The organism is Ruegeria sp. AG6, assembly GCF_056541565.1.
The window spans coordinates 39,013-62,561 of the sequence record NZ_JBQFYQ010000014.1 but is presented as its reverse complement, the minus strand read 5'-3'; the positions used below and the strand labels follow the sequence as shown (position 1 = coordinate 62,561).

The following is a 23,549-nucleotide window of genomic DNA, read 5'->3' as shown; positions in this document are numbered from 1 at the left end:
TACGAGATCATGTTCGGAAGGTTGAAAGATTGGCGACGTGTGGCAACCCGATACGACAGGTGCCCAAAGGTCTTCCTCTCAGCCATCGCACGGGCGGCTACCGTCATCTTTTTGGCTTTGAATTCTGACCCTAATGGCCAGTCTTAATCAACCCAGGTACTTATCCAAACCTTGATTTGTGTCCATAAGATCGCGTGGAAACTCAAGGGCATATCACGGGCGCTACTTGATCGGATTCATCGAAGGCTGCGGAGAGAAATCGCGATGGTTGGAAACACAATCTTCGTGCAGCCATTCAAATCGGTAGGTGGGTATGTTGGCGGGTAGCTGGTAAAAACCGCCAATTTTTCCAATGGATTCAAAGTGTCGGGCGACACATAGTTCTGCCACTCACGCTTCACTAAGCTATTGATTTCGCTTTAGCTACCATTTCAACAGAGCACACGTTTTTCCATTTGCGTCTCAAAGGTCTTCCATCATGTCCGCTGAACTCCACGAGAGTCTCTATTCGCCTAACGTGCGGAATATATCGAGAGAAAACCCAAAGCAAAAATCGCTTTCAGAAAGCGATGCCATTCTTTTTGAACTTTAAGAATGGTCTTTTATCGACTGCCTCCGCCACTACTGCAGTTGTAAAATGTCCGGAACGCAAAGCTGTCTTCTTGCCGGCATTTTGTCCGCACCATCCGATCGTTTCAGCCGCTTCGGACCGTCTTTGACCTTGATCTTCGGCTTTGCTAGTGGACCCTTCAAGGTCACGGGCCAAGGGCTCTTCGAAAGAGGTTCGCCAATCTTGCGGGGCTGCAGATTTAGGTCCAAAACCTTGCCCGCCACATTAACACCGCCAAAGACGACGACTTGGACATGATCTGTCTCCAATGTGGTTTGTTTCGTCGAAATACTTCCATTTGAAATACTAATCGGCGCGCGCAAACATACAATTGGAGCAACCTTCTGTTTCTTTTTGGTAAACACCCAAGGTAGCACCCCCAATCCTGCCAGATCTAAAAGCTGGGTCTCGATCGAGCCATCACGCATTGAAACTGTGGCATTGCCGCTCATGCTATTGGCAAAATGCTTGACTGAATCGGTTCCGCCGGTCACCGAAAAATCTGCATAGATCGTACCGCTTGCGCCCTTTTTGAAGTTCAGGCTGTGAAGAATTTCATCCAGTTGCCAGCCACCTGCCTTGCCGGTCAACGTGAGCAGATGTGCGTCGTTCGATAGATCTATTTGCCCACTGACGTCGAAATGAGCGCCTCCGTATTCAAACTTCAGTGGTCCTGCCTTAAGCGCGTTTTTGTTGAGCGTCACTTCGCTCTGCAGACTGCTGATGCCCTTGGCACCTTCGATGTGCCGAAGGTCAACGTCGACATCCATATCCATGCCGGACAAGAGAATTGAGCGCCCGATAGGTTTAAGCGTTACATCTCTTAACGCGCCTTGGTTGCCCTCGTCTTCTTTCTTAGGTTCTTTCTCTTCCGGATTTGGGCCGCCTAATTTCCGCAACTGTGCGGCAGCCTGAACGATAGTTCGGATCTGATCTATCATTATCAGGTCACTCTCAATGGAACCCTGCAGCACCGGGTCGCTTGTTGCATCATCAAGATCGGCCATAATCTGCAAGATAGAGTCGGCGACCTCAACATTGGCACTCGCGTTCCAATCAGTGCCTTCGCTAACAAGATTGATTTCAAGGCGAGCCTGCCCGGTTTCCACACGTTCAAGCGATAGTGCCTGCAAAAGATCCGCTCCGGATGGAACTGCGACATCAATTGCCAAATCCAGGTCCTCGAATTTGAGTACATTCTCGACAGTGCCATGCACCTCAAGGTTCCAGACGTCTGTATCGCTTGTCTTTCCATCCAAGTTCGTCAGCGAAAGCTGATTGATGTCGCCGTTCAAATGGAAGTCACCGGAAAACCTGCCAAGCTGGTCGTCTGGTCCCAACAATTCTGGCGAGATCAAACTGCTTGCCGGTATATCCACTAGGCCTTCTGCTGAAATGCCTTGCAACTGAAGCGCGTCATCGACCGAACCGTTCAAAATGATAAACGGATCGGCTGGGTTGCCAATTCTAAGGTTGATGTTTCCGACTTTTAAAGCGCCTTCTGGTGTTCTGGAAAGCTCGGAGAACTTAATCGGGGGCGGGCCTTCGCCGGACGTGTCCAACGTGAAACCGTTGGTCTTAATGACCATTTGTCGCTGCGGCACCTGCCCAGGCACGCTGTCGATAACCATGTCGACTGCGATAAGTTTAAGATCATACCGCGAGGCGGCTGGGGCTGGTTCCGCATCTTCTGGGTACAACCTAATTCGGGTTGTCAGGGATACGTCTTCTGGGTTTCCCAACTCTCCGATTTGTCCCGTCAGCGAAAGGCTTTGCCCACCATCCAATTCAGTCAATACAGCCAGGTCATCAATCCGGGCTACGCCGTCGACTGATTTGAATGCTGCACCAATACTCCCTGAACCCTCCAGAACGCGATTGAGTTTCAGGATATCAAGAAGCTGACCAAGTTCGGCAACCTCTATGGTCGTATTCACTTGTAGCCCGTTCTCTTGAGGGACTTCCTCGGCGGCAATCGCAATCTGATCGAAGTTCACCGCGACCTGAAACGAGTCATCCGCAGGAATGCTCGCGTTCAGATTGAACTTCTCTCCGTTTAGTGCACCAGCCCCAACCGCAGTCACAACGTCGGTTTCCGTATCACGCTTTAAATTCAGCTCAGGAAGCTGCAGATCCAGACCAAGCCCGTTTAGATCGTTCTGGTAAAGAACGGTGACATCGGTCAGGTCAATTTTGTGGTCCGTTAGAATTCCAGCCACAGACAGGTTTGCAGGTTTGGCCGGATCCCCGGCTCTAGCGCCCGTTTGGGAAGCGGACTGCCAGTTTCCGACACCGTCTTTGTCCGTGATCAAGTTGAGGTGAACACCCGAGAGAGAAAGCTCACTCAGCGACAATTTTCTGTTCCAAAGGTCGCGGGCAGAAATTTTGAACTCAAGTTTGTCGATTGCTGCCAGATTCGCTTCGGCTCTGATCGCGCCGGGTAGTACCAATCCCGCTGCTGATACATGTAGTTGCCGACCAAGGCCTAGACGCACTTCATCATCGATTAACACGTCCTGACCAAGTTTCTTCGAGATCAGGTTTTCAACAAAAGTGGTCCTGACAGAAGAAAACAACGCAGAGGACAGGAAAAGCCATGCCACAACAACCGCGACGAACGCGACAGCGCAACAAACCATGACACCTTTTGTGATGAACCGCACGCTTTTCTCCTAAGGTTCTGATTCTTTTTTTGGGCAGACTAGACCATTAAAGCATCATGTTAATGGAATATGTGGCTTCTCATTTTGCTGAACCTTAAATGACCTTGACCATTTAACCGACTGCTCTTGCGGAATTGGTCGGGCGGCTAAGAAACGGTTAAAGGACTAAATTTAGGATGTGCTGCTGACCCAGTTTCAAAATAGCTGGCTTGAAACGCGTTTAACGATTCGTAAACGGGCACATTGCATTAGCTTTGATTACTGCGACCCGACGCCCAACCAAACTAGTGGCGGCTAAAATACTTCAATTCCCTCATCCATCTAATTACTGTTATATGTGAATTATTCAAACGATGGGGACACAATGAATTCGCTAACTAGAATCACACGTGGGATTGGCGTTGCTTTCAAGGATGGTAGAGTGAAAGGCCTTCTTGCCTTTACAGTCGGAATGATTTTATGGGCCTCGGTCTTCTACCACTTTGTCGAAGGTTGGAGTTGGCTCGACTCAATCTATTTTTCTGTCGTGACCATTTCGACCGTAGGGTTTGGTGACTTCTCACCCGAAACTGCGGCAGGGAAGATCTTTACGATGGTATACATCATTGTAGGACTCGGTGTCTTCGTGACTGCAGCAACCACAGTGGCGGATACAATCTTGTCCCAAGACGACAAAAAAGCGGACAAGTAGATTATCCCAATTTGGCCAACCCGAACTCATGCCCAGGCATTGATTTGACTGGGCATCTCAAGCCGTGGCCCGGATTAATTTGTGTCTTCAAGCTGATAGATGACCACTAAATTCTAAAAAAATATACATATTAGGTTTTTTGAGTGTAACATTCAAAAAAAGTTCACGGAGGGATGGAATGGAAAAGACTCAGGACGCGAAGATTGTCGATCTAGCGATACGATTGCTATTTCTTGGACTATTCCTCTACAGCGCCCTGGTTATGGTGGCCCCGCTTGCGAGCGTGGTTATCTGGGCAACGATCCTCTGTGTGGCGCTTTACCCGGCATTTGATTGGCTCCAGTCCAAGCTGGGAGGGCGGAAAAAACTTGCCACAACGATCTTGGTTTTGTTGGGCCTTGTTCTGACCCTCGGGCCAGTCGCAACTGCGGTGTCCGGGGCTGCTGAACTAGGGTCCGAGTTTGCGGAACAAGCAGACAAGGGTGAATTGAAAATCCCCCCTGCCCCAGAGGGCATCAAGGAACTACCACTGATCGGAAGCAAGATTGCCGATGTCTGGAGTATGTTTGAACGGAATCTGGACGGTGCGCTTGCAAAATACGGCGCGCAAATCCTTGAAATCACCAAATCGCTCTTCGGAAAGGTGTTGGGCATTGGTATCGGGCTTCTTGGCTTAGCTCTGTCCGTGTTGATTATGGGGGCATTGTTCAGCCCTGGGCCAAATTTGGTCCTGGGTCTTCAGCGCTTTGCCAACCGTGTCTTTGCGCCGCGCGGCGGTGAATTCGTGACACTGGCAGGCGCAACGATCCGAAACGTTACAAAAGGCGTGATTGGCGTAGCAGCCATTCAGGCAGTTTTCGTTTGGATACTGTTGGCATTGTTTGGGATTTCTTCGGCCGCCACGCTGGCATTTATCTGCCTCATACTCTCAATTATCCAAATCGGGCCCGGACTGGTTCTGATACCAGTTATTATCTACGCGTGGAGTTCTATGTCCGGTGGAACTGCTTTGATCTTCACCATGTTGGCCGTTCCCGTCATGATAATGGACAGTTTCCTAAGACCCGTGTTCATCTCAAAAGGCCTTGAGACTCCCATGCTGGTCATCCTCATCGGTGTTCTCGGAGGTATGATGGCGTACGGGTTGATCGGCGTTTTTATGGGGCCGGTACTCTTTGCTGTCTTCTATGAGCTGTTCAAGGTTTGGATTGATACCTCACCTGAAGCCGAGGGCACTGTCGAAGGTGCGACGAAATGAGGAAAACGATATGGACAACCCTGGCTGTCATTCTGATTTTCCTTGTCTGGTATCTGGTCGCTGATCGAAAAACACCTTTTACCGGGAACGCCAGAGTAAAAGCTGTGGCCACCCAAATCGTGCCTCAGGTGACCGGAACGGTAACGGAAGTCTTGGTAGAAAACGGCCAAATCGTTTCGGCAGGTGATGTTCTGGTTCGAATAGATTCCAGACCCTACGAAATCGAGCGTTCAAAGGCGGAAGCTGATCTTGAAGCGGCAACCCAAGAGGTGGGTGCGTCTTCGGCAGAGGTAAGTGCGGCACAAGCCAAACTCGCAAGGGCGCAGAGCGATCTGGATACGATGCGCATTCAGACGGAACGTGTATTTGCGCTCGAAAAGAAAGGGTTGATTGCCGTCTCAAAAGCCGATGATGCACGAGGACAACTGGCAGAATCCGAGGCAAACTTTGAGAACGCAAAAGCTGATCTGGAAAAAGCAAAGCAAAGGCTTGGTGACGATGGGATTGAAAACCCGAAAATCCAGCGCGCACTGGCGGCCTTGGCGGATGCGGAACTGAACCTTGAATGGACCGAACTGCGTGCTCCTGCGACAGGTGTCATTTCTAATCTGCTGATTGCCCCCGGAACGTATGCGCGATCCGGCCAGGATCTTTTGACGTTTCTGGATGCAACCGACGTCTGGATCGAGGCGTATTTTACCGAGAACAATCTGGGAAGAGCTTCAATAGGGTCTCCGGTTGATGTGGTGTTGGATATGCATCCAGGTAAGATTGTTCCGGGCGTCATTGAGAGCTTTAGTGCTGCTGTTTCTTTGAGTGGCAGTGATGAGCCAGGGCAATTGGCGAGCCCGCCAAGCACCAAGGGATTTTTGCGGGAGCCCGAAAGGTTTCCAGTCAGGATTGTTTTACCCGGCTATGAAGCTGGAAGTGCCGAAGACGATCTTCGCTTTCAACTGAACGGGCAGGCCGATGTAATCATGTATCTAAGCGACAACTCGTTGCTGAACCTCGTAGGCCGCGCCTACATCCGCGTGGTTTCAATCTTCTCCTATGCATACTGAGAACCAACGCTCTGTCACCCGGCTTGCGCTGGGTGTTACCGGTGTATTTGCATTGGGCCTGTTTCTCGGGTGGCCACTCGCCATCATTGGAGCGGTTTTCACTGCCCTTTTTCTTCAAGCGCCTGCCGCATTGCCTTTGGCAGCGTTTGGCAAGCTGTTTGTCTTCTCGATTGGATTGATGTTCACTTCATTCCTGCTTTCCTCAATCTTCTCACCATATCCTGTTGTGTTCCTGATCCTAGTGGCGATTGGAATAATCCTGTCTTTCATATGGTCCGTTTCCGGTGCCGGAGTATTGCCCGGTGTCATCGCCCTCATGGGAGCGTTGATGATCCCGAACTTGGTTTTGCAATCACAGGATCTGGCCTTGGTGCTCGTGTATTGGATACCACTGAATCTGCTGTTTGCAGGCTTTGTATCGACGCTGATGTTCGTGTTGATACCCGCTGCACCTCAAACGGCACCTCAAAAGAAAGCTGCAACATCGCCGGACTTCGACTCACATCGCCGAATAGTCAGGATGTCTCTGGTCACAGTGCCCTTTGCTATGGCGTTCTTTATTTCCGGCGCTTCTGCTTTGTTGGTCCTGTTTTTTGTCGCCCTGCTGAGCCAGCAACTTGCGGCAATGCCTGCTGCAGGCAAAACAGTTGCAAAAGCTATGCTGACGGCAAATCTACTTGGGGCCGCAGTATCCATCATTTGTTATGAAATAAACGTAATAGCTCCGGTTATTCTCACCCCCGTTTTGCTGTGTTTTTTCTTTTGCCTAACACTCGGAGCACTTGGAAAGTCAAAAGTCCCGCTCGCCGCCGCCGCCGGTTCCGCTATTACGACAGCTCTGATAGTATATGGCGGTTCGGTTGCACCATTTTCAGACGAGGCTGACGTCAAGAGCATCACTCGCGTATTGCAAGTTGCCAGCGCCGCGTTTTTCGTAATCATCGCATATGTTGTGGTAGATGAGTTTTGGCCGGAGAAAGAGCGCCAGGCGACTCAATGAAGTTAGTTGCGACAAAACTGGGCGCTGAAACCAGCAGAGTTCCCAGTTTGACCAATATTCGCAACCACCGCACGAGTTGCAGCGCCATAACAAACCGCAAACACCGCAGTAGTGGTTTATTGTGAAGCGATCTCTGGTTGAGTGCCCGACCTGTTCTCACGTACCTTCGACAATGGCATTTCAAGCCTTGGCAAATTCCTTAACGATGTACCGCAGCAAGTTATTACCCTCGTCAATGAGATCGTGGCGATCTTCTTTCTTTGTCACCACAGCTGCCCATGCCATTTGATCTTTGACCCAGCCCCTTGATCCGGGCCGTTTGGATGTAGAATCCGTTCCTGTTTTTTTCTCGTGACTAGGTTGCGGTCAAGGCCTGCTGAGCGGAGCCTTTGCGTAGCTCAAGCGAAGCAGACCGGGCGGCACGGTTGAGATTGGCGTAAACGGCCGGTGCCAGTCCGCCAAGCGATGTGTGTGGTCTCTGAGTGTTGTAGTCGATCCTCCAGGTTTCAATGATCTTTCGGGCTTCTGCGAGATTGCCGAAGATATGTTCGTTCAGGCATTCGTCACGCAGTCGACCATTGAAGCTCTCCACGAATGCGTTCTGCATGGGCTTGCCTGGTGCGATGTAGTGCCAGCCAACGCCAGTGTCTTGGCACCATCGAAGAACGGCATGAGATGTCATTTCCGTTCCATTATCGCTGACAATCATGTCCGGCTGGCCACGCCTGCGGATCAGATCATCCAGTTCACGGGTCATCCGCGCGCCTGACAACGAACGATCCACGACAGTTGCCAGTGCCTCTCGGGCGCAGTCATCAATGATGCACAACACACGGAACCGCCGACCATCCTCAAAGGCGTCGGACACAAAGTCAAACGACCACCGCTGATTGGCCCGATCCGGCACAAGAATAGGCCTTCGCGTGCCCAAAGCTCGTTTGCGCGACCGACGACGGCGCACAGCCAATCCTTCCTCACGGTAGAGACGAACAGCTCCTTGTGGTTCACTTCAAAGCCCTCTCTGGCCAATAGGATGCCCAAACGCCGGTAGCCGAACCGACGACGTTCGTTCGCCAGTTCGCGCAAGCGCTTGCGCAAGGCCGCGTCATCCTCGTCCTGTTTCTGATACTGGAAAACAGACCTGTGCAGGTCGGCCAGTTCACACGCCCGACGCTCAGACAAATCGTGTCGATCCATCACGTCTGACACGGCCCGTCTTTTGACATCGGGCGTCAGTAGTTTTTTGTCGCGAGATCCTTCAATGCCGCATTGTCGAGCATCGCATCTGCCAGCATGCGCTTCAGGCGGTTGTTCTCATCCTCAAGTGCACGCAGCTTCTTGGCATCCGACACGTTCATCCCGACGAACTTGGCCTTGTATTTGTAGAACGTTGCATCGCTGATCCCGTACTTGCGGCACAACTCCTGTGCTTTAACTCCAGCCTCGTATTCCTTGATCATTCCAATGATCTGTTCGTCCGAAAATCTGCGTTTCATAGTCCATCCTTTGCTTGGACGGATTACTAACACTTCAGTGGCCTGATTTCAGGTGGTTGGGTCATGAGGCAAGTGTGGTGAACAGCTGTCCAGCAGTGACCGAGGATATTCGTTAGTTTTGGCAAAATTCAAACTAACCAGTTCAGCCAAAGAAAACTCGGCAAATCGTCGTTACGCGCACGCACCTCAAGTGAGCATACCCAAGGTCATGAAAAATGCGACCAGGTCCAACCACCTCTGCCCAATCCGATTCCGGCATCAGCCATCACCGACTGGCACATAGCGAACCAACAAAAAACGAAGCGTCTATCACCAATGGAACGACTATGGCTGCCAAATGGCAAAACTATGTGTCGTCCCACAAGGAATGTCGGGCGACACATAGTTTTGCCATTCATCGACATCTAAGCCTTTGATTTTAAATTTCCCTAGAATAGCACGAGGCACGAGTCTTGCCATTTGCGACTCAAAGGTTTTCCATCAAGCTTAAGCCATCGCATAGCGGCAATTGCCCTTCTGTTAAACAGTTACAGGCAAAAGCCGTATGCACAGGCGGATCGCACACTCCAAATTGATCTAGGTGGCAACGTGCGAAACATCCCTGTCCGGCGAGTATATGTCCAAGATGTTCCAATGTCCGGTCGTTGGTGTTGGGTTGTTGATCATTGGGACATCAAGAACGGTTGGTTTGCCGCTGGCGATTGCCGCTTCCAATGCGGGCAACAATTCATCAGCAGCACTGAGCCTGTGCCCTTCTGCACCATAAGCTTTTGCAATATCTGCATAACCCGGTCCGTTTGCGGGTGCGGCGGCTGATCCGGGGAACGTGGTTCCATAGGTCAAACCGTAATGAGCTTTTTGAAGGCCTGCGATCGTTCCGAAGGCGTTGTTGTTCATGACCAGCCAGATGATGCCCAGATTGAGTTCGACGGCCGTTGCGAGCATCGACGGGTTTTGACCGAAGCCACCATCGCCAACTAAACTTAGTACGACTCGATCAGGTGCTGCCAATTTTGCGCCGATCGCGCCCGGAGGGCCAAAACCCATCGTCGCGAACCCGCCCGGGGTCAGTATTGAGCCAGGGGTCAGGATATCGAATTGCTGTCCGACACCGTTCTTGTTCCACCCAACGTCCGTGGTGATGATGGCATCCTCAGGCAGTGCCTTGCGGGCATCTGCCAGAATGCGCTCGGGCATCATCGGAAAGGCTGATGAGGTCGCCATTTCCACATTGCGCGCTTTGAAGTCCGTCCGAAAGTCAGCGATCTTCTGCTCCAGCACGGGGCGTTGGAGGCCCTCCGGATACATCTCGCGGGCGACCCGGTTGAGGACTAGTAAAGCGGCCTTGGCGTCAGCAACGACTCCGATCTCGGTGGGGTAGTTCCGGCCGATCTCCTGCGGTTCAATGTCGATATGAATGACCTTGGAACCGGGGATGTTGAACGTGTAGCCGGGATACCAGCTGGAGCAATCAGCCTCCTTGAAACGGGTCCCAACGGCAAAAATGTAGTCGGCATTCAGGCAGGTCTGATTAACCAGCTCGGTGCCCCAAAAACCAGTCATGCCCAGCACAAGCGGATGGTCGTCCCGCAACGCACCTTTACCCATCAGGGAATGCGCGACTGGCAGGCCCATATGTTCAACAAATTCGCGCAACTCTTCGCTGGCTTGCGCCAGCAGGATACCTCCGCCGACATAGGCGACCGGGTTTTCGGCCTGTGCCAGAGCCTCAATGATTTCACGCGCGGTTTCATCGTCAATCGACGGCTTCTTGAGCGCGCGCGTGTTATCGCGGATACGGTCGAAGCTGTCCGAGGGGATCACCTCGGAGAAGATGTCCATCGGCACATTGACCAGCACCGGCCCGGGCTGACCGCTTTCAGCCAGATGGAACGCCTTTTCCAAGATTTCGGCCATCAGGTCGGCGCGATCCACCCGCCAAGCACGTTTGACGAAGGGGCGATAAATCTCCCATTGGGCCGCGTCTGCGTGCAGGTTCACTTCCTGATGCGGATGCTTGCCATAGTAATGCGTGGGAATATCGCCCGCGATCACGACCATGGGGATACAGTCCAGCGCCGCGTTGGCGACCCCGGTGGCACAGTTTGTCAAACCTGGGGAGAGGTGTGACAACACCACCGAGGCCTTGCCCGTCACGCGGGCATATGCGTCCGCCGCGTGGCTGGCGATTTGTTCGTGCCGCACCGTGACAAAATCAATCGGACTTTCGGCCAGTGCAGCCAGAACTGCGATGTTTGTATGGCCACAAAGCCCGAACACATGCTTGACATCACGGCGTTCGAGGAAATCAACGATGTGTTCGGCGACGGTTTTACCGTCGAGTTTGCTTGCGTCCATCACGCGACCTCCTGTCCGTAGAATTCACCGAACAGGTCCGGCTCCGAGGGGCGATCCTCAGGGATCGGACGGCTGACCCAGGTGTAGTTCATCATGTGTTTCATGGTGACGTTTTCATTTGTGATGTTGCCGCCCCAGATGCCGCAACCAAGGCTGCTGGTCATAGGCATGCCATTGGTCCACGCACCCGCGTTGGCCTTGGACTGAGGCTGTCGAACCATCATGCGACTGACCGGAGCCAGACGCGCCAACCGGTCGATGTGATCGTCATTGTGGCTGTAGATGCCGCAGGAATGGCCCTTGCCCCCGGTGTTGTAGATCTGGCTGACCGTTTCCAGCGCATCATCGAAAGTTTCGAAGTGATATAGCGCCATTAACGTGGTCAGTTTTTCCTTGGAGAACTTATGCTGCGGGCCGATTTGCCCCTGATTTTCAACCATCAGGAATTTGCGATCTTCGGGGATCGAGAACCCGGCGACCTTGGCCGTTTGCTGAGGCGGACAAGCTATGGTCGGGAACGTGCGGTTGCCCCTATCATCCCACATAGCCGCTTCGAGCATGGCCTTCTCTTCATCCGAACAGAGATATCCACCTTCGGCCTCAAGTGCCTTGATCATATCGTCGTAGACCGAGCGCTGGATGATGATGTTGCCATCTGCCGAGCAGCCAGACCCAAAGTCAGAGGTCTTAGAAATACGAGTGTTCTGAGCGGCAATGTCCAGATCTGCGGTCTCATCGATGACGATGGACGAATTGCCCGCGCCCACGCCATAGGCCGGACGTCCCGAGCTGTAGGCTGCTTTGACCATGGGCTTGCCACCCGTCGCCAGCGTCAGGTCGCAGATCTCCATCAGATGTTGCGTCAATGGGATCGACGGTTTGCGAATGGATTGGAACAAGTCCTCGGGGGCACCGGCAGCACGACAAGCTGCACGCATGACCTCGACCATTTCAAAGGTGGTATGGGCGGTTCGCGGATGCGGGCTGAAGACGACCGCATTCCGGGCGTTCGCGGCGGACACGCCGGTCACTGGTGGAGTCATTGCCGGGTTGGTCATCGGGATCAGGGAGGCGATCACACCGGCAGGTTTGGCATATTTCACCAGACCTTTTTCCTCATCCACCTCGACGATACCCGTCGAGGGTGTGCGCAAGACATCTCGCAGCACCATGTGAATCTTGAAGCGCTTCGCAGGACGCCCTGCGCGATCTCCGATACCGCTTTCGTCCACGCCCTGCTGGGCCAAACGCGTGAAGGTCTTCTCGTTCCCCGCATACCACGCAATGGCCTGAGACAGGCGGTCCAGCCTGTCCTGACCCCAATCCTCGATCTCGGCCATGGCAGCGCGGGCGCGCGCCAGCATATCGGCCGCCATGTTGCGGTCGTTCTCAGTGAGCTCTTTGCCCATGATAATCCTCTTGGTGTTTTGGAATTGCTGCATCGGTCATACGACGCTGAGATCGCGCCGCGCCGAATGTCCGCTTGGCGTGGCTGAGACAGCGACGCGCGTGTTCTTCATATCCCAACTCGGCAACGCGGCTTTGGTTGGGCAGTTCGATGGAATAGTCGACGGGTGGCATCCGTTCGATGATGCCGGTGAAATCGATCCAGCCTTCGCCGGGGTACAGCCTTGCATCACGGGCCAGCTGGATCATGCCTTCGCGCGTATCAGCGATTCCGGGCAGGCAATCTGAGATATGCAGGAAGTGAAAGAGGTCCGAGGGGACGTGCAACAGCTCTCCAAGATCCACTCGGCTGAGGTGCAGATAGAGCGTGTCGACCAGGATACCGCCGTTGGGCTGATCGGAAGCGCGGACAATATCCAGGGCCTCATCCAGAGTGCGCAGGCGGGAAAAACTTGGGAACTCCAGGTCCACCGTTAACCCGTAGGGCGCGGCCAGTTCGCAGGTTTCAGAATAGACGTCGATCAGAAAATCACGATCATCACGGGTATTGGTCCACGCGCTCATGATCATGCGCTTGGCACCCAATTCCCCACCGATCTCAAGAGAAGGCTCAAAACTGCGCGGATCGACATCTTCTGTTATGCGCGCAAGTTCGACATCGAGGACTTTCAAGCCAGTGGTAGAGAGAGCAGTTTTGGTGGCATGCACCTGTGCCTTGTCTATTGGAGATTGAGTGAATTCACCGGGCACATGCATCGGAATGAAGCGGGGGCTGACGGCATCGTAACCGGCCCGCGCGGCGATATAGACCAACTCGGGCGGCGTACAGCCAATCAGCGTCAGATGCGCCAAGGAATAGAGAGAGGGGCTTGCGCCAGCCTCTTCGGGTTTCACCATGAACGACAGCTCCACGTGTCTGCGAATCTTAAATTCATCACACGTAGTAAAAAATATCTGATATTTTTTAAAATATCAACTTTTAATACTGAGCAGGAAATGAAAGCGCCCGGGCAACTGCCCGGGCGTGTTTTACAATCTTGTTGGCAGAGCCTTAGAGAGTGACCCAGTCACCTCCGGACTGGTGAGAGCGCACGGAGGCTTCAATAAACCGGACGCCATCTGCACCTTGTTCGACACTGGGATAAGTAAGCCAATCATCCGGAACTGTGACACCATCCCGGCGCGCGGCCACTGCCATGGCAAATTCAGTATAGAGGTTGGCCCAGGCTTCGATAATCCCTTCGGGAAAGCCGCGCGCGGTACGGACCAGACGTTCCGCGCCGGGGCCAATGCCGTGCCCGTGACCTCGGCTGATGATACGATCCGGCTCACCGAACCGATTGAACTTCAGCTGTTCCGAATTCTCCAAGTCCCACTCAAGACCGCCTTCGCTCCCGAATATCCGCAACCGCAACCCACCCCGATTTCCGGGGGCAAGGCGTGTCGCCATCAGGGTTCCTGGAACCTCGTTTTGATAGCGGGTGAACATGAAAACCGTGTCTTCCAAAGGCTTTGGCGCACCGCAGACATGAAACTCGGCCCGTAGGTCGGTCAAGGGCAGGCCCGAGACAAAACTGGCGAGATGAGCTGCATGGGTACCGATATCGCCGACACAACTCGTTGGTCCTGAAATCTTGGGGTCCAGCCGCCACTTTACATGAGGCGCATCAGCCACATCTTCGGGCGTCATCCAGTCTTGCATGAACTCAACATGGATTTGGTTGATTTTGCCGATGCCTCCTTCGGTGACAATTTGCTTGGCCTGCCGGATCACTGGAAAACACGACATTGCATAACCGACAGCAAATACCTGCCCCGTACGCGCGGTGATCTCCTCAAGCCCCTCGGCTTCGGCGACTTCGTTGGTCAGGGGCTTGTCGCACAGCACGTCAATGCCCGCCTCAAGAAACGCTTTGGCAGCTTCGAAATGAACGTGGTTCGGGGTCGTGATCATGACGGCATCTACGCCATCCGGGCGCGCCGCCTCGGCCTGCGCCATCTCGTCGAACGACGCATAGCACCTGTCTGCCGGCAGGAACCACTCGGCCCCGCGCGCCTTGCTTCGCGCGGCGTCAGAACTGAGCGCGCCTGCGGTGACCTCCCACCGGTCGGTCATCCGCGCGGCCGTTGCCTGCGTGACAGAGATCCGTCCGCCGCCAACAACGCCCAGCCGCAAACGGCGAGACAACCGGGGGAAAGGTCCGTCAAAGTTCAGGTCTTTGGGTAAAAGTCTCTCAGCCATTCTGAACCTCTATTTCCGGGGCCCGTACGCCTTCTGGCAGTATTTCCACCGCCATGAAGATGCTGGGGGTAATCGTCTCGTATTGATGCCAGGGATAGTTGCCTTCAGCGTCATACATCGGTTTGTGCGTCGTGCCGGGGGCCATGAATTCTTCGAGGTAAAGGGTTTCAACATCCCGCTCACGGCATTGCTGCATTTTGCCAAAGCCTACGATTTGTGTATGCACTTCGCGAAACCCCGGTACCGGGCAGAACGGATGATCCTTGTGCAATCCGACATTCAATGGGACCGAACCGGAATGGTACATGGTCAGCCCAACGTTACCTACAAAGACCTTTGGCGACATGTAGTGGCTGACACCGCGCAAACGCTCCTCTTGGCGAACATCAAAAGCAGATGGCCATGTATCTTTCACCCATGCGAACAACTCGTTGTCATCCGCATGGGCGTCGAAATCGTGGACAATGACTGCACGTTCCACGCCGCTAAGCGTGCTGTCTTGCACGATCACAGACGAAAGCGGTGCAATGGTCTGATCCTCGACAGAGAGATTTCGCCCCCCAAGGTTAAGGACGATGGCGCGACCCTCTATAGAAATTCTGCGCTCGTCAGTTATGTGCTGGACGCGAAAGAATGGCTGAGCAAAATCGAGTGTCTCAATCGGCATGGACCAACTCCTTCCTCTCATCGTTCAGGAAATCGACCGGCAAAGGTTCCGGAGCCTCGCAACGGCTTTCTATCGTCTGATAGGCACCAAATTTCGGCGCCCGTTCAATCGCGTCCATGACCTCGAATACATGGTAGGCAAGCGCTCCACTTGCACGGGGTTGGCGTCCTTCTTGCGCCGCCAGGGCCAGATCCAAAAGGCCGAGCCCGCGGCTGTCTTCATTGAACCCGTGTTTGTTTTCGACCACCTGCCAGTCTTCGCGACCGGTTGGACGAGGCTGATGAGACCAGCGCGAGGTCTCCCGCGTTTTCAGCCAGACATCCCCTTGAAAGATATTGGCACCATGAACCGGGTCTGGGTCTGGGATGCTGATGGTGCCGTTTTCACCGTAGATCTCGAACCGTGGAGTTTCGCTGTCCCAGACGTCGAAGCTCATGGTCATCGACCCTATAGCTCCGGAAGAGAACTGCAGCAGGCTTAGGGAGTGCGTGTCGACCTCGACATCTATCCATTCGCCGTTGCGAGGGCCGTTTTCGATCATCCTATTGTCGAACGTGCGCCGAGCCATTCCGGCAACCCGGTCAACGGGACCAAGGCAGCAGATCATGGCGGTCAGGTAGTACGGCCCAAGGTCCAGCAATGGCCCACCACCCGCCTTATAGTAGAAATCCGGGTTGGGATGGTGGCGCTCCGTCCCGTGGGTCCCGACATGGGCAAAAGCCCCTGTCGGTTTGCCAATGGCACCCTCGTCGATCAAGCGCCGAACGGTCTGCCAGCGACCGCCCAGAAATGTGTCGGGTGCGCAACCGACCAGTAACCCCTTTTCAGAGGCCATGTGCAGGATCGCCTTACCATCCGTTCGGTTCATGACCAGTGGCTTTTCGGAATAGACGTGTTTCCCCGCCTCCAACGCGCGCAAACTGATTTCCGCATGCGCCGCCGGGATTGTCAGATTCAGAACACAGTCAATCGTCGGATCGTCAAACACCTCATCTGGCGCACAGGCCTTGGCGACACCGTATTGATCCGCTTTGGCGCGGCTTTCAGAAGGGTCAAGGCTTGCGCAAGCCACGACCTCAACGTTTGAGAATTTGGATAGTGTTTTTAGATAAATATCGCTGATACGACCACAGCCGATAAGGCCGACCCGGAAGGATTTCGATGTCTCACCTGTCATCATTCCTGTCTTCGTAGAGGGGTAAGTAATTTGGGGGCATAGGCCCTTTGTTCCGACCGCCCTGGCTCGTCTGCTCCCAGGCGTGGGCAAGTATTCCGACCGAGCGGGACAGGCAGAACAGCCCCCGCGACAAGGGCGCAGGAAAGCCAAGTTCGCAGAAGATCACAGCTGTCGCGCCGTCGATATTCATGGCAATTGGCCGACCGCCGCGTTGACGACCGAGTTCGGCTTGAACCTCTTCTCCGATATCGGCAAACCGGCCAGATACTGTGCCTACTGCCGCCGCATCACGAACAAGTTGCATCAATCGTGGTGCGCGTGGGTCGACAGGCTTGTGAAACCTGTGACCAAAGCCCGATACGATCTTGCCATAGGTCTCGCGCCAGCTGTCCAGACCGTCCTTCACTGCGTCATTCAACGATGCTCCGCAATCCATGCGAGCTGCGATGTCATAGTACAGCTCTGCACACTGCTCTCCTGCCCCGCCGTGCACGTCGCCCAGCATGTTCACCGCAGTCGCCATCGCATTATTGAGACCTACCCCGCAGGTAGCGGCCATACGCGCAGCCGCGATTGAGGGAGCCTGTGGGCCGTGATCCACGCCTGCGACCAAAGCGGCTTCGAACAGGCGCGCTTGCGCGTCGCTGGGTAGATCGCCCCGCACCATAAGCCAGATCATCTGCGGGAAAGATACGTTTCCGATCAGGTCCTCTATGGCGTTTCCACGAAAAGAGATCTGTCCGGGTTTCATGTCGATGATAGAGGTACGCCACCATTGGCGAACGGCGCGCTCATCGTCTTTCATCTGCGCGGTCATTGCGTCTGCACCTCTTTCACCGGCTGGGTTTTGCTTTGCGCAGCAAGGCGAATGGGTGCATTGCGCGCGCCATAACCGGCATAGCCCATACGGCGTTCAACAATTTCGAAGAAGAAGCCGTTAAAGATGGGGCGGCTGTATATCTGAAAATACTCAGCACCCGCCGCCCGATCGTAGAGAATGTTCCCCCTGCGCAATTGGGCGACCAAATCGTCATCCAATCCGAATGTCGCTTGCAGATCAGCGTAGTAGTTTTCCGGGATGGACAGGCTGGGAAAGCCGGACTTGAGCAACTGCGCTGAGGTTTCAAAAATATCGTCCGATTGGAAGGCAATGTGCTGAACACCGGCGCCAAAGCCATCTTCAAGGAATGACGCCGCCAGAGTTCGGCGCCCAACGGCCCCGTTCAGGTTCAGGCGCACTTCGCCTTCTGGACTTTCGATAGCCTGGCTTTGCACGACGCCGGACGGATCGGCGACGTTCACAATAGGAGACTTTGCCATCTCAAAAGTCGAAATGTAGTAGAGTAGCCAACTTTGCATCTCATCATGACGCATCGTCTGGGCCAGATGGTCGATGCGGCGCAGACCGGCAGGTTGGGTGGCTTTGGTTTTCGCAACCGGCTCAAATTCGATATCCCAAACCCGATGGAGATCGGATTTCTCATCGATGAAATGAACGACGTTGCCACCAACACCCCGAATGGCCGGGATATCCAGTTCCCCTGTTCCCACCGGCTGTGAGAAATTCGGCGCGCCCAACGCGGTCGCCCGCTGAACCGTCTGATCCGCATCTTTGACACGCAACCCCATGTCACAAACGGAGGGGCCGTGACCCAGGAACGCCGAATGGGCAAAACCTTCCTTTTCGGTATTCACAACGATGTTTATGGCACCCTGCCGCCACAGCTCGACGGACTTGGTGACGTGTTTTCGCTCCATTCGAAAGCACATTGCTGACAGCATCTCTGCAAGCTGCGCGCCGCTTAATTCATCAGCTGTAAATTCGACGAACTCAAAGCCTGATACATAGACGCGTTCCGGCAGTTCCGGGATACCGAAATCGGTTCCCGGTTCGGTCCGAGATACCTCATCCAGGAGGTTCACCAGCGACCTGTAGCTGTCTCGGGCCAGCGTCCTGCCTCCGGGTTGCGGCGCCGCTTCGTTGACGCGCGCAATGGACCAAGGCCCCTTGTAACCGGCGCGCGACAACACCCGCACGAAGCCCGCAAGGTTCAGCGATCCGAGCCCGGGCAAAAGCCCGAAATGCCGCTTGAGCCTGCGGATATCCATCTCAAGCCGGGGTGCATCGGACAGTTGCACATGGAACAGCCGCTCTCCGGGAATGTCCCGAAGGCGGGCTGGTTTGGACCCATCGGCAAGCGAGAAGAAGGAATTCAGGGCCAGCCCGAAATGGGGGCTGTCGATGGCTTCAACGACGCGTAACGCCTGCTCATCCGAGCGAATAAGATCCGACCATGGCAAGCCCATATAGGCCAGACGCATCCCTATTTCTTTAGCGATTTGGGCCGCCTCGCCAAGATCTGCGATTACCTGTTCTTCGGTTGCAGCGGCATCGACGTCGTAGGCAGACCCGATTAGCAGTAATTCCGTACCCAACTCGGTCATCAGGTCGAGTTTGCGTTTCAGCCGATCAAAGGCGCGCTCCCGTCCACCGCCGGACTGGCCTTCAAGGTTATGGAAGGGTTGCAGCAGGCAAACCTTCAGGCCGAAATCTGACGCAATGTTCCGGATCTGAGATGGCGACCCGTCAAAAGCAGTCAAATCCGGCTCGTGTAATTCGACACCCCCGAATCCCGCGTCAGCGATAGTACTCAGCTTTTCAGCCAGATCACCGGGGATCGACGTTGTCGAAACCGAGAGGCACATTATCCCTGATACCCAAACATACGCGGCAACCACAGGACCAGATCCGGCATCAGCATCATGATCACCAGGGCGAAGATGAGAACCGCGAGGAAGGCCCAGATTTCCGAGATGATTTCACGCAGCGGAATGTCCGTCACGGCGTTGATCACAAAGAGTAGAATGCCATAGGGAGGCGTGATCAGACCGATCATCGAGTTCACGACGACCAGCACCCCGAAATGCACCAGATCAATTCCAAGCGCTTCGCAGGTTGGAATGAACAGGGGCACGATCACCAGGATGATCGTTGTTGCGTCTAACACGCATCCTAGCGCGAGGATCAGCAGGTTTACGAGGATCAGGAACACAATCGGGCTGACATCAGAACCCTCCAGCAGCGCCGAGATAGACTGCGGTATTTGTTCCTGAATAACGATGAAGTTCAGAATGAACGCGCCCCCAATGACCACCCCGACGGCTGCGGAAGAGCGCGCGCTGTCGACGAACACTTGATATAGGCCACGGAAGGTCAGCGCGCGGTAGAACAACGCTGCCAGAAGCAGGGCGTAGAATGCAGCCACTGCTGCAGCCTCGGTCGGAGTGGTGACGCCGCCATATATGCCGTACAGCAGGATTGCAGGCATCAGCAGCGCCGGAAACGCGTTGGCGGCTTTTGCGGGCAACTCGCGCAGCGGAACAGGTTCTTCCAAAGCAAAGTTCCGCTTTCCTGCCAGATAGTAGTTCATCGCCATCAGAACGACGCCCATGATCAGACCCGGCAGAATACCGGCCAGGAACAGCGACCCAATAGAGGCCTTGGAAACGAGCGCGTACAAAACCATCGGGATCGAGGGTGGAATAATAGGGCCGATCGTTGCCGACGCCGCCGTGATTGCAGCTGCGTAGCCTCGGCTGTAGCGGCCATCTTTGGTCATCATTTCAATGATTATCTTGCCGATCCCCGCGGCATCCGCGACAGCCGAGCCGGACATACCGGAAAAGATCAGAGACGCTACCACGTTTACGTGCCCGAGGCCGCCCTTGAAACGACCGACAGCAGCGACGCAGAAGTTCAAAAGCCGGTCCGTGATCGACCCAGCATTCATGATATTCGCGGCGACGATGAACAAAGGCACGGCAAGCAGGATCGTGCTTTTGTAGAAGCCTTGCAGGATTTTCTCGCCCGCGAGGGCGACGTCCAATCCGGCCGTGCCCAGATACACCAATGAGGCCAAAAGGATGGAATAGCCGATAGGTGTCCCGATGCCTGCCAGAAGAAAGAGAGCGAGCAGGCAGGAAAGAAGTTCAAAACTCATTTCTTAACTTCCTCGCCCTCTTCGACGTCGACACGCGGATGGTCGTCAACGACGTTGTACCCAACGACCAGTTCCAACTCTGTCTTTGGTGGGCCATTGCGCATGACGTCGAAGAATAGCCACGCGTACCGCGCTGCGACGACCAGCATGAATACCGCGTAAATCGAGAATACTGTGCGCAGCGGTATCTTCTCGCCGGAGAACGGATTGCGGACAGTCGATGTCTTGCGGATTTTCATCCAGTCGATGTAGTCCCACGTCGGAAGGAAGCTGTAGAGCATACCGACCACGATCGCTGCGGCCGCCAGCATCGCAAAGACCTGCCGCACGCGCATCGGGACGGAAAGGTAGATAATGTCGAACTTCACGTGATCCCGTTCTCGCACTATGAAAGCGCAACTGAAGAAGATCACCCAGACCCACAGAATGCCGATGAGTTCAAGCGTCCATCCGGCGGGGGTAAAGAAGTAGCGCAAGAGTATTTGCAATAGGAAGATCAGGAAGATTGCCGCCAGCATCCCGCCGGCAATCGCTTCGGTCAGTCGGGAGAACCCCTTCATAAAGGCTTTCATTATGGTTCTCCCTCCCTTCTTCAGACGACTTTAGTTGCCCAGAGCGTTGATCTGCTCAAGCACACCGTCCGGCCATGATCCGGCGAATTCACTTTCCAGGTACATAGACTGTACCTGATCGCGGAACGCAGCGAGATCGGGTTCGTAAATCTCCATGCCCTGCTCTTTCAGGAAGCTGACAAGATCCTCTTCTTTCTGAAGCTGTTTCTGGCGGCCTGATTCAGCTGCTGCGTCCGCAGCTTCCTGAACCTTGGCTTGCTGTTCCGGTGTAAGCCCGTCCCAAACCTCTTTGCCGATGGCGATATAGTTCAAGTCGACCAGATGCGATGTCAGGACGATCTGATTGGTCACTTCATAGAACTTGGCGTCGACGACGGTCGGCAACGGATTATCCTGCCCGTCAACGGCACCGGTCGACAGCGCGGTATAGACTTCGGAGAAGGCCATCGGTGTCGGCGCGGCACCCAGCGCTTTGCCAAGGAACTGCCATGCGTCGGTGCCCGGCATCCGCAGATTCACGCCTTCCAAGTCTGCTGGCGTCGTGACTGTCAGCTCATCCTTGGGTTGGCGCAGGTTAACCTGACGACGGCCCAGATACATGACCGACAGCAGTTTGACGCCCAGCTCTTCTTCAGCTTTTTGCTTGAAGGCATCCATCAAGGGATCGTTGAAGACAGCCACCTGATGCGCGGCGTCCTGGTGGACATAGCCTGCGGTAAAGATCGAAAACTCGGGGAAGAACTGGGCCAGTTCCTGCGCCGAGGTGATCGACATTTCCAGGTTACCCCGGCTGATGGCGTCCAACTCGGTGCCTTGGGCGAAGATGGTTCCATTATAGCTGGGCTCGTAGCTTGCGAAATCAGCGACCATGGGCGCGAAAACCTCGGCCATAGCGACCGAGCGCTGATCGGTCTCCGATCCTGATGTTGCGAGGCGAAGTTGCACTTTGTCTTCCGCCAGCACACCACTTGTTGCGCTAAACAGAACACCGGTTGCGACCAGGGCCGACACAGCAGCCCGGCGGGTAAGTTTGGTAATCACTTTGCTCCTCCCTGAGACATCATGATGCTTCTTTTTTGCGATTCAGAGTTTTGACCTATTTTGGACATTTTGCAAGATGTTTTGCAAAATATCTGATATTTTAGACTGCCGTCATACCTGCCATTGGTGTTTTTTGTAAGTTTTTGATCTTGACCGTATCACCTGTTCTGCAGGAATTCTGAATAGCTTCAATGACTTGAAGTGTTCTGAAGCCTTCCCAGCCGGACACAATCGGATCTGCTTCGTGCCGAGCAACGTCAACAAAGTGCCCGAGTTGATTGACCAGTGGGTCAGAGGAACCCTTCTTCAGCGCGGTTGACGAAATTGGAATCCACCAATCCCTTTCCTCACCCTGGTAACTCCACAATCGAAGATCAGGAACGGACAACGAACCATGAGAGCCACCGATCATGTAGCTACTCTCAGCGGTCGACGGATAGATTGGATATTCCTGAGACGTCATCTCCCAGCTCCATGGAGCAACGATGCTGTCGGACACACTTATGGTCCCTATCGCCCCGCTTTCGAACGTCAACAGAGCACCGGCAACATCTTCGTTGTCGTAGCCCCGCTGCGATGCAGCCGACTGAGCCTGTACGGTCACGACTTCTCCGGCCAAATACCGCAGAAGATCGACGTCGTGGACCAGATTGACTGAGATGGGCCCTGCACCGGGTTTCTTTCTCCAAGGCGCAGCATCAAAATACTCGTCTGGCTTATAGAACCAGCAATTCGCATGGACAGCGCGCACATCTCCAATCTTCCCATCGACAATGGCTTCCTTAGCCGACCGGATCAGAGGATTGTACCGACGATGATGTCCGACCATCAGTGGCACATTGGCCTTTTCCGCTTCTTGGACAAGCTCCAGTGCAGCGGAGGCTTCCACGGCGATCGGTTTTTCGACAAGAACGGGACAACCATGTCGCACACATGTGAGGCCTTGTTCAACATGAAGCGTCGTGGGCGTCGCGAGCACAGCTCCGTCCGGCGTCTGATTTGCAAACATTTCCTCGAGTGTCTCGTAACACGCAACGCCATGCTCCGCAGCGTAGGTGCGCCCTTCGTCACTGGGATCAACAACCGCAACAAGATCGACATGACGCAACGCGCGGATCGCGTCTGCGTGGCGGCGTCCAACAAGGCCAATGCCGACAATGGCAATGCGAAAGTTCATTGACACTTTGCTTCCTTCCAGAGGGTTCGGAAACTCCGAAACCAATGTTTATGACTGAGCTGCTTTGCCCAACTTGAACTCGACCGTATTGGGGTTTTTGCGATTCCACAATAATGTATGATATTTTA

The 23,549-nt window shown here is 54.3% G+C and carries 17 protein-coding genes and 1 pseudogene; 4 read left to right on the top strand and 14 right to left on the bottom strand.

Going from position 1 to position 23,549, the window contains the following annotated elements; genetic code table 11:
- Positions 1 to 621: 621 nt before the first annotated feature.
- Entirely contained in the window at positions 622 to 3,273 is a 2,652-nt protein-coding gene (locus ACR0I0_RS19300) for an AsmA family protein (RefSeq protein WP_480492547.1), read from the bottom strand.
- A 421-nt stretch (positions 3,274 to 3,694) separates the two neighbouring features.
- On the opposite strand from ACR0I0_RS19300, the gene ACR0I0_RS19295 reads away from it, so the two are divergent.
- From ACR0I0_RS19295 to ACR0I0_RS19280, 4 genes are all read left to right on the top strand, one after another.
- Entirely contained in the window at positions 3,695 to 3,964 is a 270-nt protein-coding gene (locus tag ACR0I0_RS19295; protein WP_348539722.1) for a potassium channel family protein, read from the top strand.
- A gap of 178 nt (positions 3,965 to 4,142) precedes the next feature.
- Positions 4,143 to 5,222, top strand: coding sequence for an AI-2E family transporter (locus tag ACR0I0_RS19290; RefSeq protein WP_480492546.1), 1,080 nt, complete (start codon positions 4,143 to 4,145; stop codon positions 5,220 to 5,222).
- A gap of 104 nt (positions 5,223 to 5,326) precedes the next feature.
- Complete coding sequence (locus tag ACR0I0_RS19285) at positions 5,327 to 6,283, top strand: HlyD family secretion protein (RefSeq protein ID WP_171634624.1); 957 nt, start codon at positions 5,327 to 5,329, stop codon at positions 6,281 to 6,283.
- Complete coding sequence (locus ACR0I0_RS19280; RefSeq protein WP_171725207.1) at positions 6,273 to 7,283, top strand: DUF2955 domain-containing protein; 1,011 nt, start codon at positions 6,273 to 6,275, stop codon at positions 7,281 to 7,283. The genes ACR0I0_RS19285 and ACR0I0_RS19280 overlap by 11 nt, the downstream gene beginning before the upstream one ends.
- Positions 7,284 to 7,638: 355 nt before the next feature.
- Here ACR0I0_RS19280 and ACR0I0_RS19275 read toward each other — a convergent pair.
- The 13 genes and pseudogenes from ACR0I0_RS19275 to ACR0I0_RS19215 all read right to left on the bottom strand — a co-directional run bounded on the left by ACR0I0_RS19275 (position 7,639) and on the right by ACR0I0_RS19215 (position 23,421).
- Positions 7,639 to 8,779: pseudogene (locus ACR0I0_RS19275) on the bottom strand (IS3 family transposase).
- Between the two features lie 576 nt (positions 8,780 to 9,355).
- On the bottom strand, positions 9,356 to 11,137 hold the full coding sequence (locus ACR0I0_RS19270; protein WP_480492545.1) for a thiamine pyrophosphate-binding protein: 1,782 nt from the start codon (positions 11,135 to 11,137) through the stop codon (positions 9,356 to 9,358).
- Entirely contained in the window at positions 11,137 to 12,546 is a 1,410-nt protein-coding gene (locus tag ACR0I0_RS19265; RefSeq protein WP_480485655.1) for an aldehyde dehydrogenase family protein, read from the bottom strand. Before ACR0I0_RS19265 ends, ACR0I0_RS19270 begins: the two co-directional genes overlap by 1 nt.
- Positions 12,527 to 13,441: a sugar phosphate isomerase/epimerase family protein gene (locus ACR0I0_RS19260; RefSeq protein ID WP_209834496.1), complete on the bottom strand. Its 915-nt coding sequence runs from the start codon at positions 13,439 to 13,441 to the stop codon at positions 12,527 to 12,529. Before ACR0I0_RS19260 ends, ACR0I0_RS19265 begins: the two co-directional genes overlap by 20 nt.
- 154 nt (positions 13,442 to 13,595) lie before the next feature.
- A complete protein-coding gene (locus ACR0I0_RS19255) occupies positions 13,596 to 14,786 on the bottom strand; it encodes a Gfo/Idh/MocA family protein (RefSeq protein WP_480492544.1) in 1,191 nt (396 codons plus the stop codon).
- Complete coding sequence (locus ACR0I0_RS19250; protein WP_209834499.1) at positions 14,779 to 15,453, bottom strand: hypothetical protein; 675 nt, start codon at positions 15,451 to 15,453, stop codon at positions 14,779 to 14,781. The genes ACR0I0_RS19255 and ACR0I0_RS19250 overlap by 8 nt, the downstream gene beginning before the upstream one ends.
- Positions 15,443 to 16,630: a Gfo/Idh/MocA family protein gene (locus ACR0I0_RS19245; protein WP_245223558.1), complete on the bottom strand. Its 1,188-nt coding sequence runs from the start codon at positions 16,628 to 16,630 to the stop codon at positions 15,443 to 15,445. Before ACR0I0_RS19245 ends, ACR0I0_RS19250 begins: the two co-directional genes overlap by 11 nt.
- Positions 16,620 to 17,435 (bottom strand): citryl-CoA lyase, encoded by an 816-nt coding sequence (locus tag ACR0I0_RS19240; protein WP_210093389.1) that lies wholly within the window; start codon positions 17,433 to 17,435, stop codon positions 16,620 to 16,622. The genes ACR0I0_RS19245 and ACR0I0_RS19240 overlap by 11 nt, the downstream gene beginning before the upstream one ends.
- Positions 17,436 to 17,443: 8 nt before the next feature.
- On the bottom strand, positions 17,444 to 19,336 hold the full coding sequence (locus ACR0I0_RS19235) for a bifunctional sugar phosphate isomerase/epimerase/4-hydroxyphenylpyruvate dioxygenase family protein (protein ID WP_480492543.1): 1,893 nt from the start codon (positions 19,334 to 19,336) through the stop codon (positions 17,444 to 17,446).
- The gene (locus ACR0I0_RS19230) at positions 19,336 to 20,631 is read right to left on the bottom strand and encodes a TRAP transporter large permease (protein WP_480492542.1); all 1,296 of its coding nucleotides are present in this window, start codon (positions 20,629 to 20,631) and stop codon (positions 19,336 to 19,338) included. Before ACR0I0_RS19230 ends, ACR0I0_RS19235 begins: the two co-directional genes overlap by 1 nt.
- On the bottom strand, positions 20,628 to 21,203 hold the full coding sequence (locus ACR0I0_RS19225; protein WP_171634653.1) for a TRAP transporter small permease: 576 nt from the start codon (positions 21,201 to 21,203) through the stop codon (positions 20,628 to 20,630). Before ACR0I0_RS19225 ends, ACR0I0_RS19230 begins: the two co-directional genes overlap by 4 nt.
- A gap of 30 nt (positions 21,204 to 21,233) precedes the next feature.
- The gene (dctP, locus tag ACR0I0_RS19220; protein ID WP_171634656.1) at positions 21,234 to 22,244 is read right to left on the bottom strand and encodes a TRAP transporter substrate-binding protein DctP; all 1,011 of its coding nucleotides are present in this window, start codon (positions 22,242 to 22,244) and stop codon (positions 21,234 to 21,236) included.
- A gap of 100 nt (positions 22,245 to 22,344) precedes the next feature.
- Positions 22,345 to 23,421 carry a Gfo/Idh/MocA family protein gene (locus ACR0I0_RS19215; protein ID WP_480492541.1) on the bottom strand — a complete coding sequence of 359 codons (1,077 nt, stop codon included), beginning with the start codon at positions 23,419 to 23,421 and terminating at the stop codon, positions 22,345 to 22,347.
- Positions 23,422 to 23,549 lie beyond the last annotated feature (128 nt).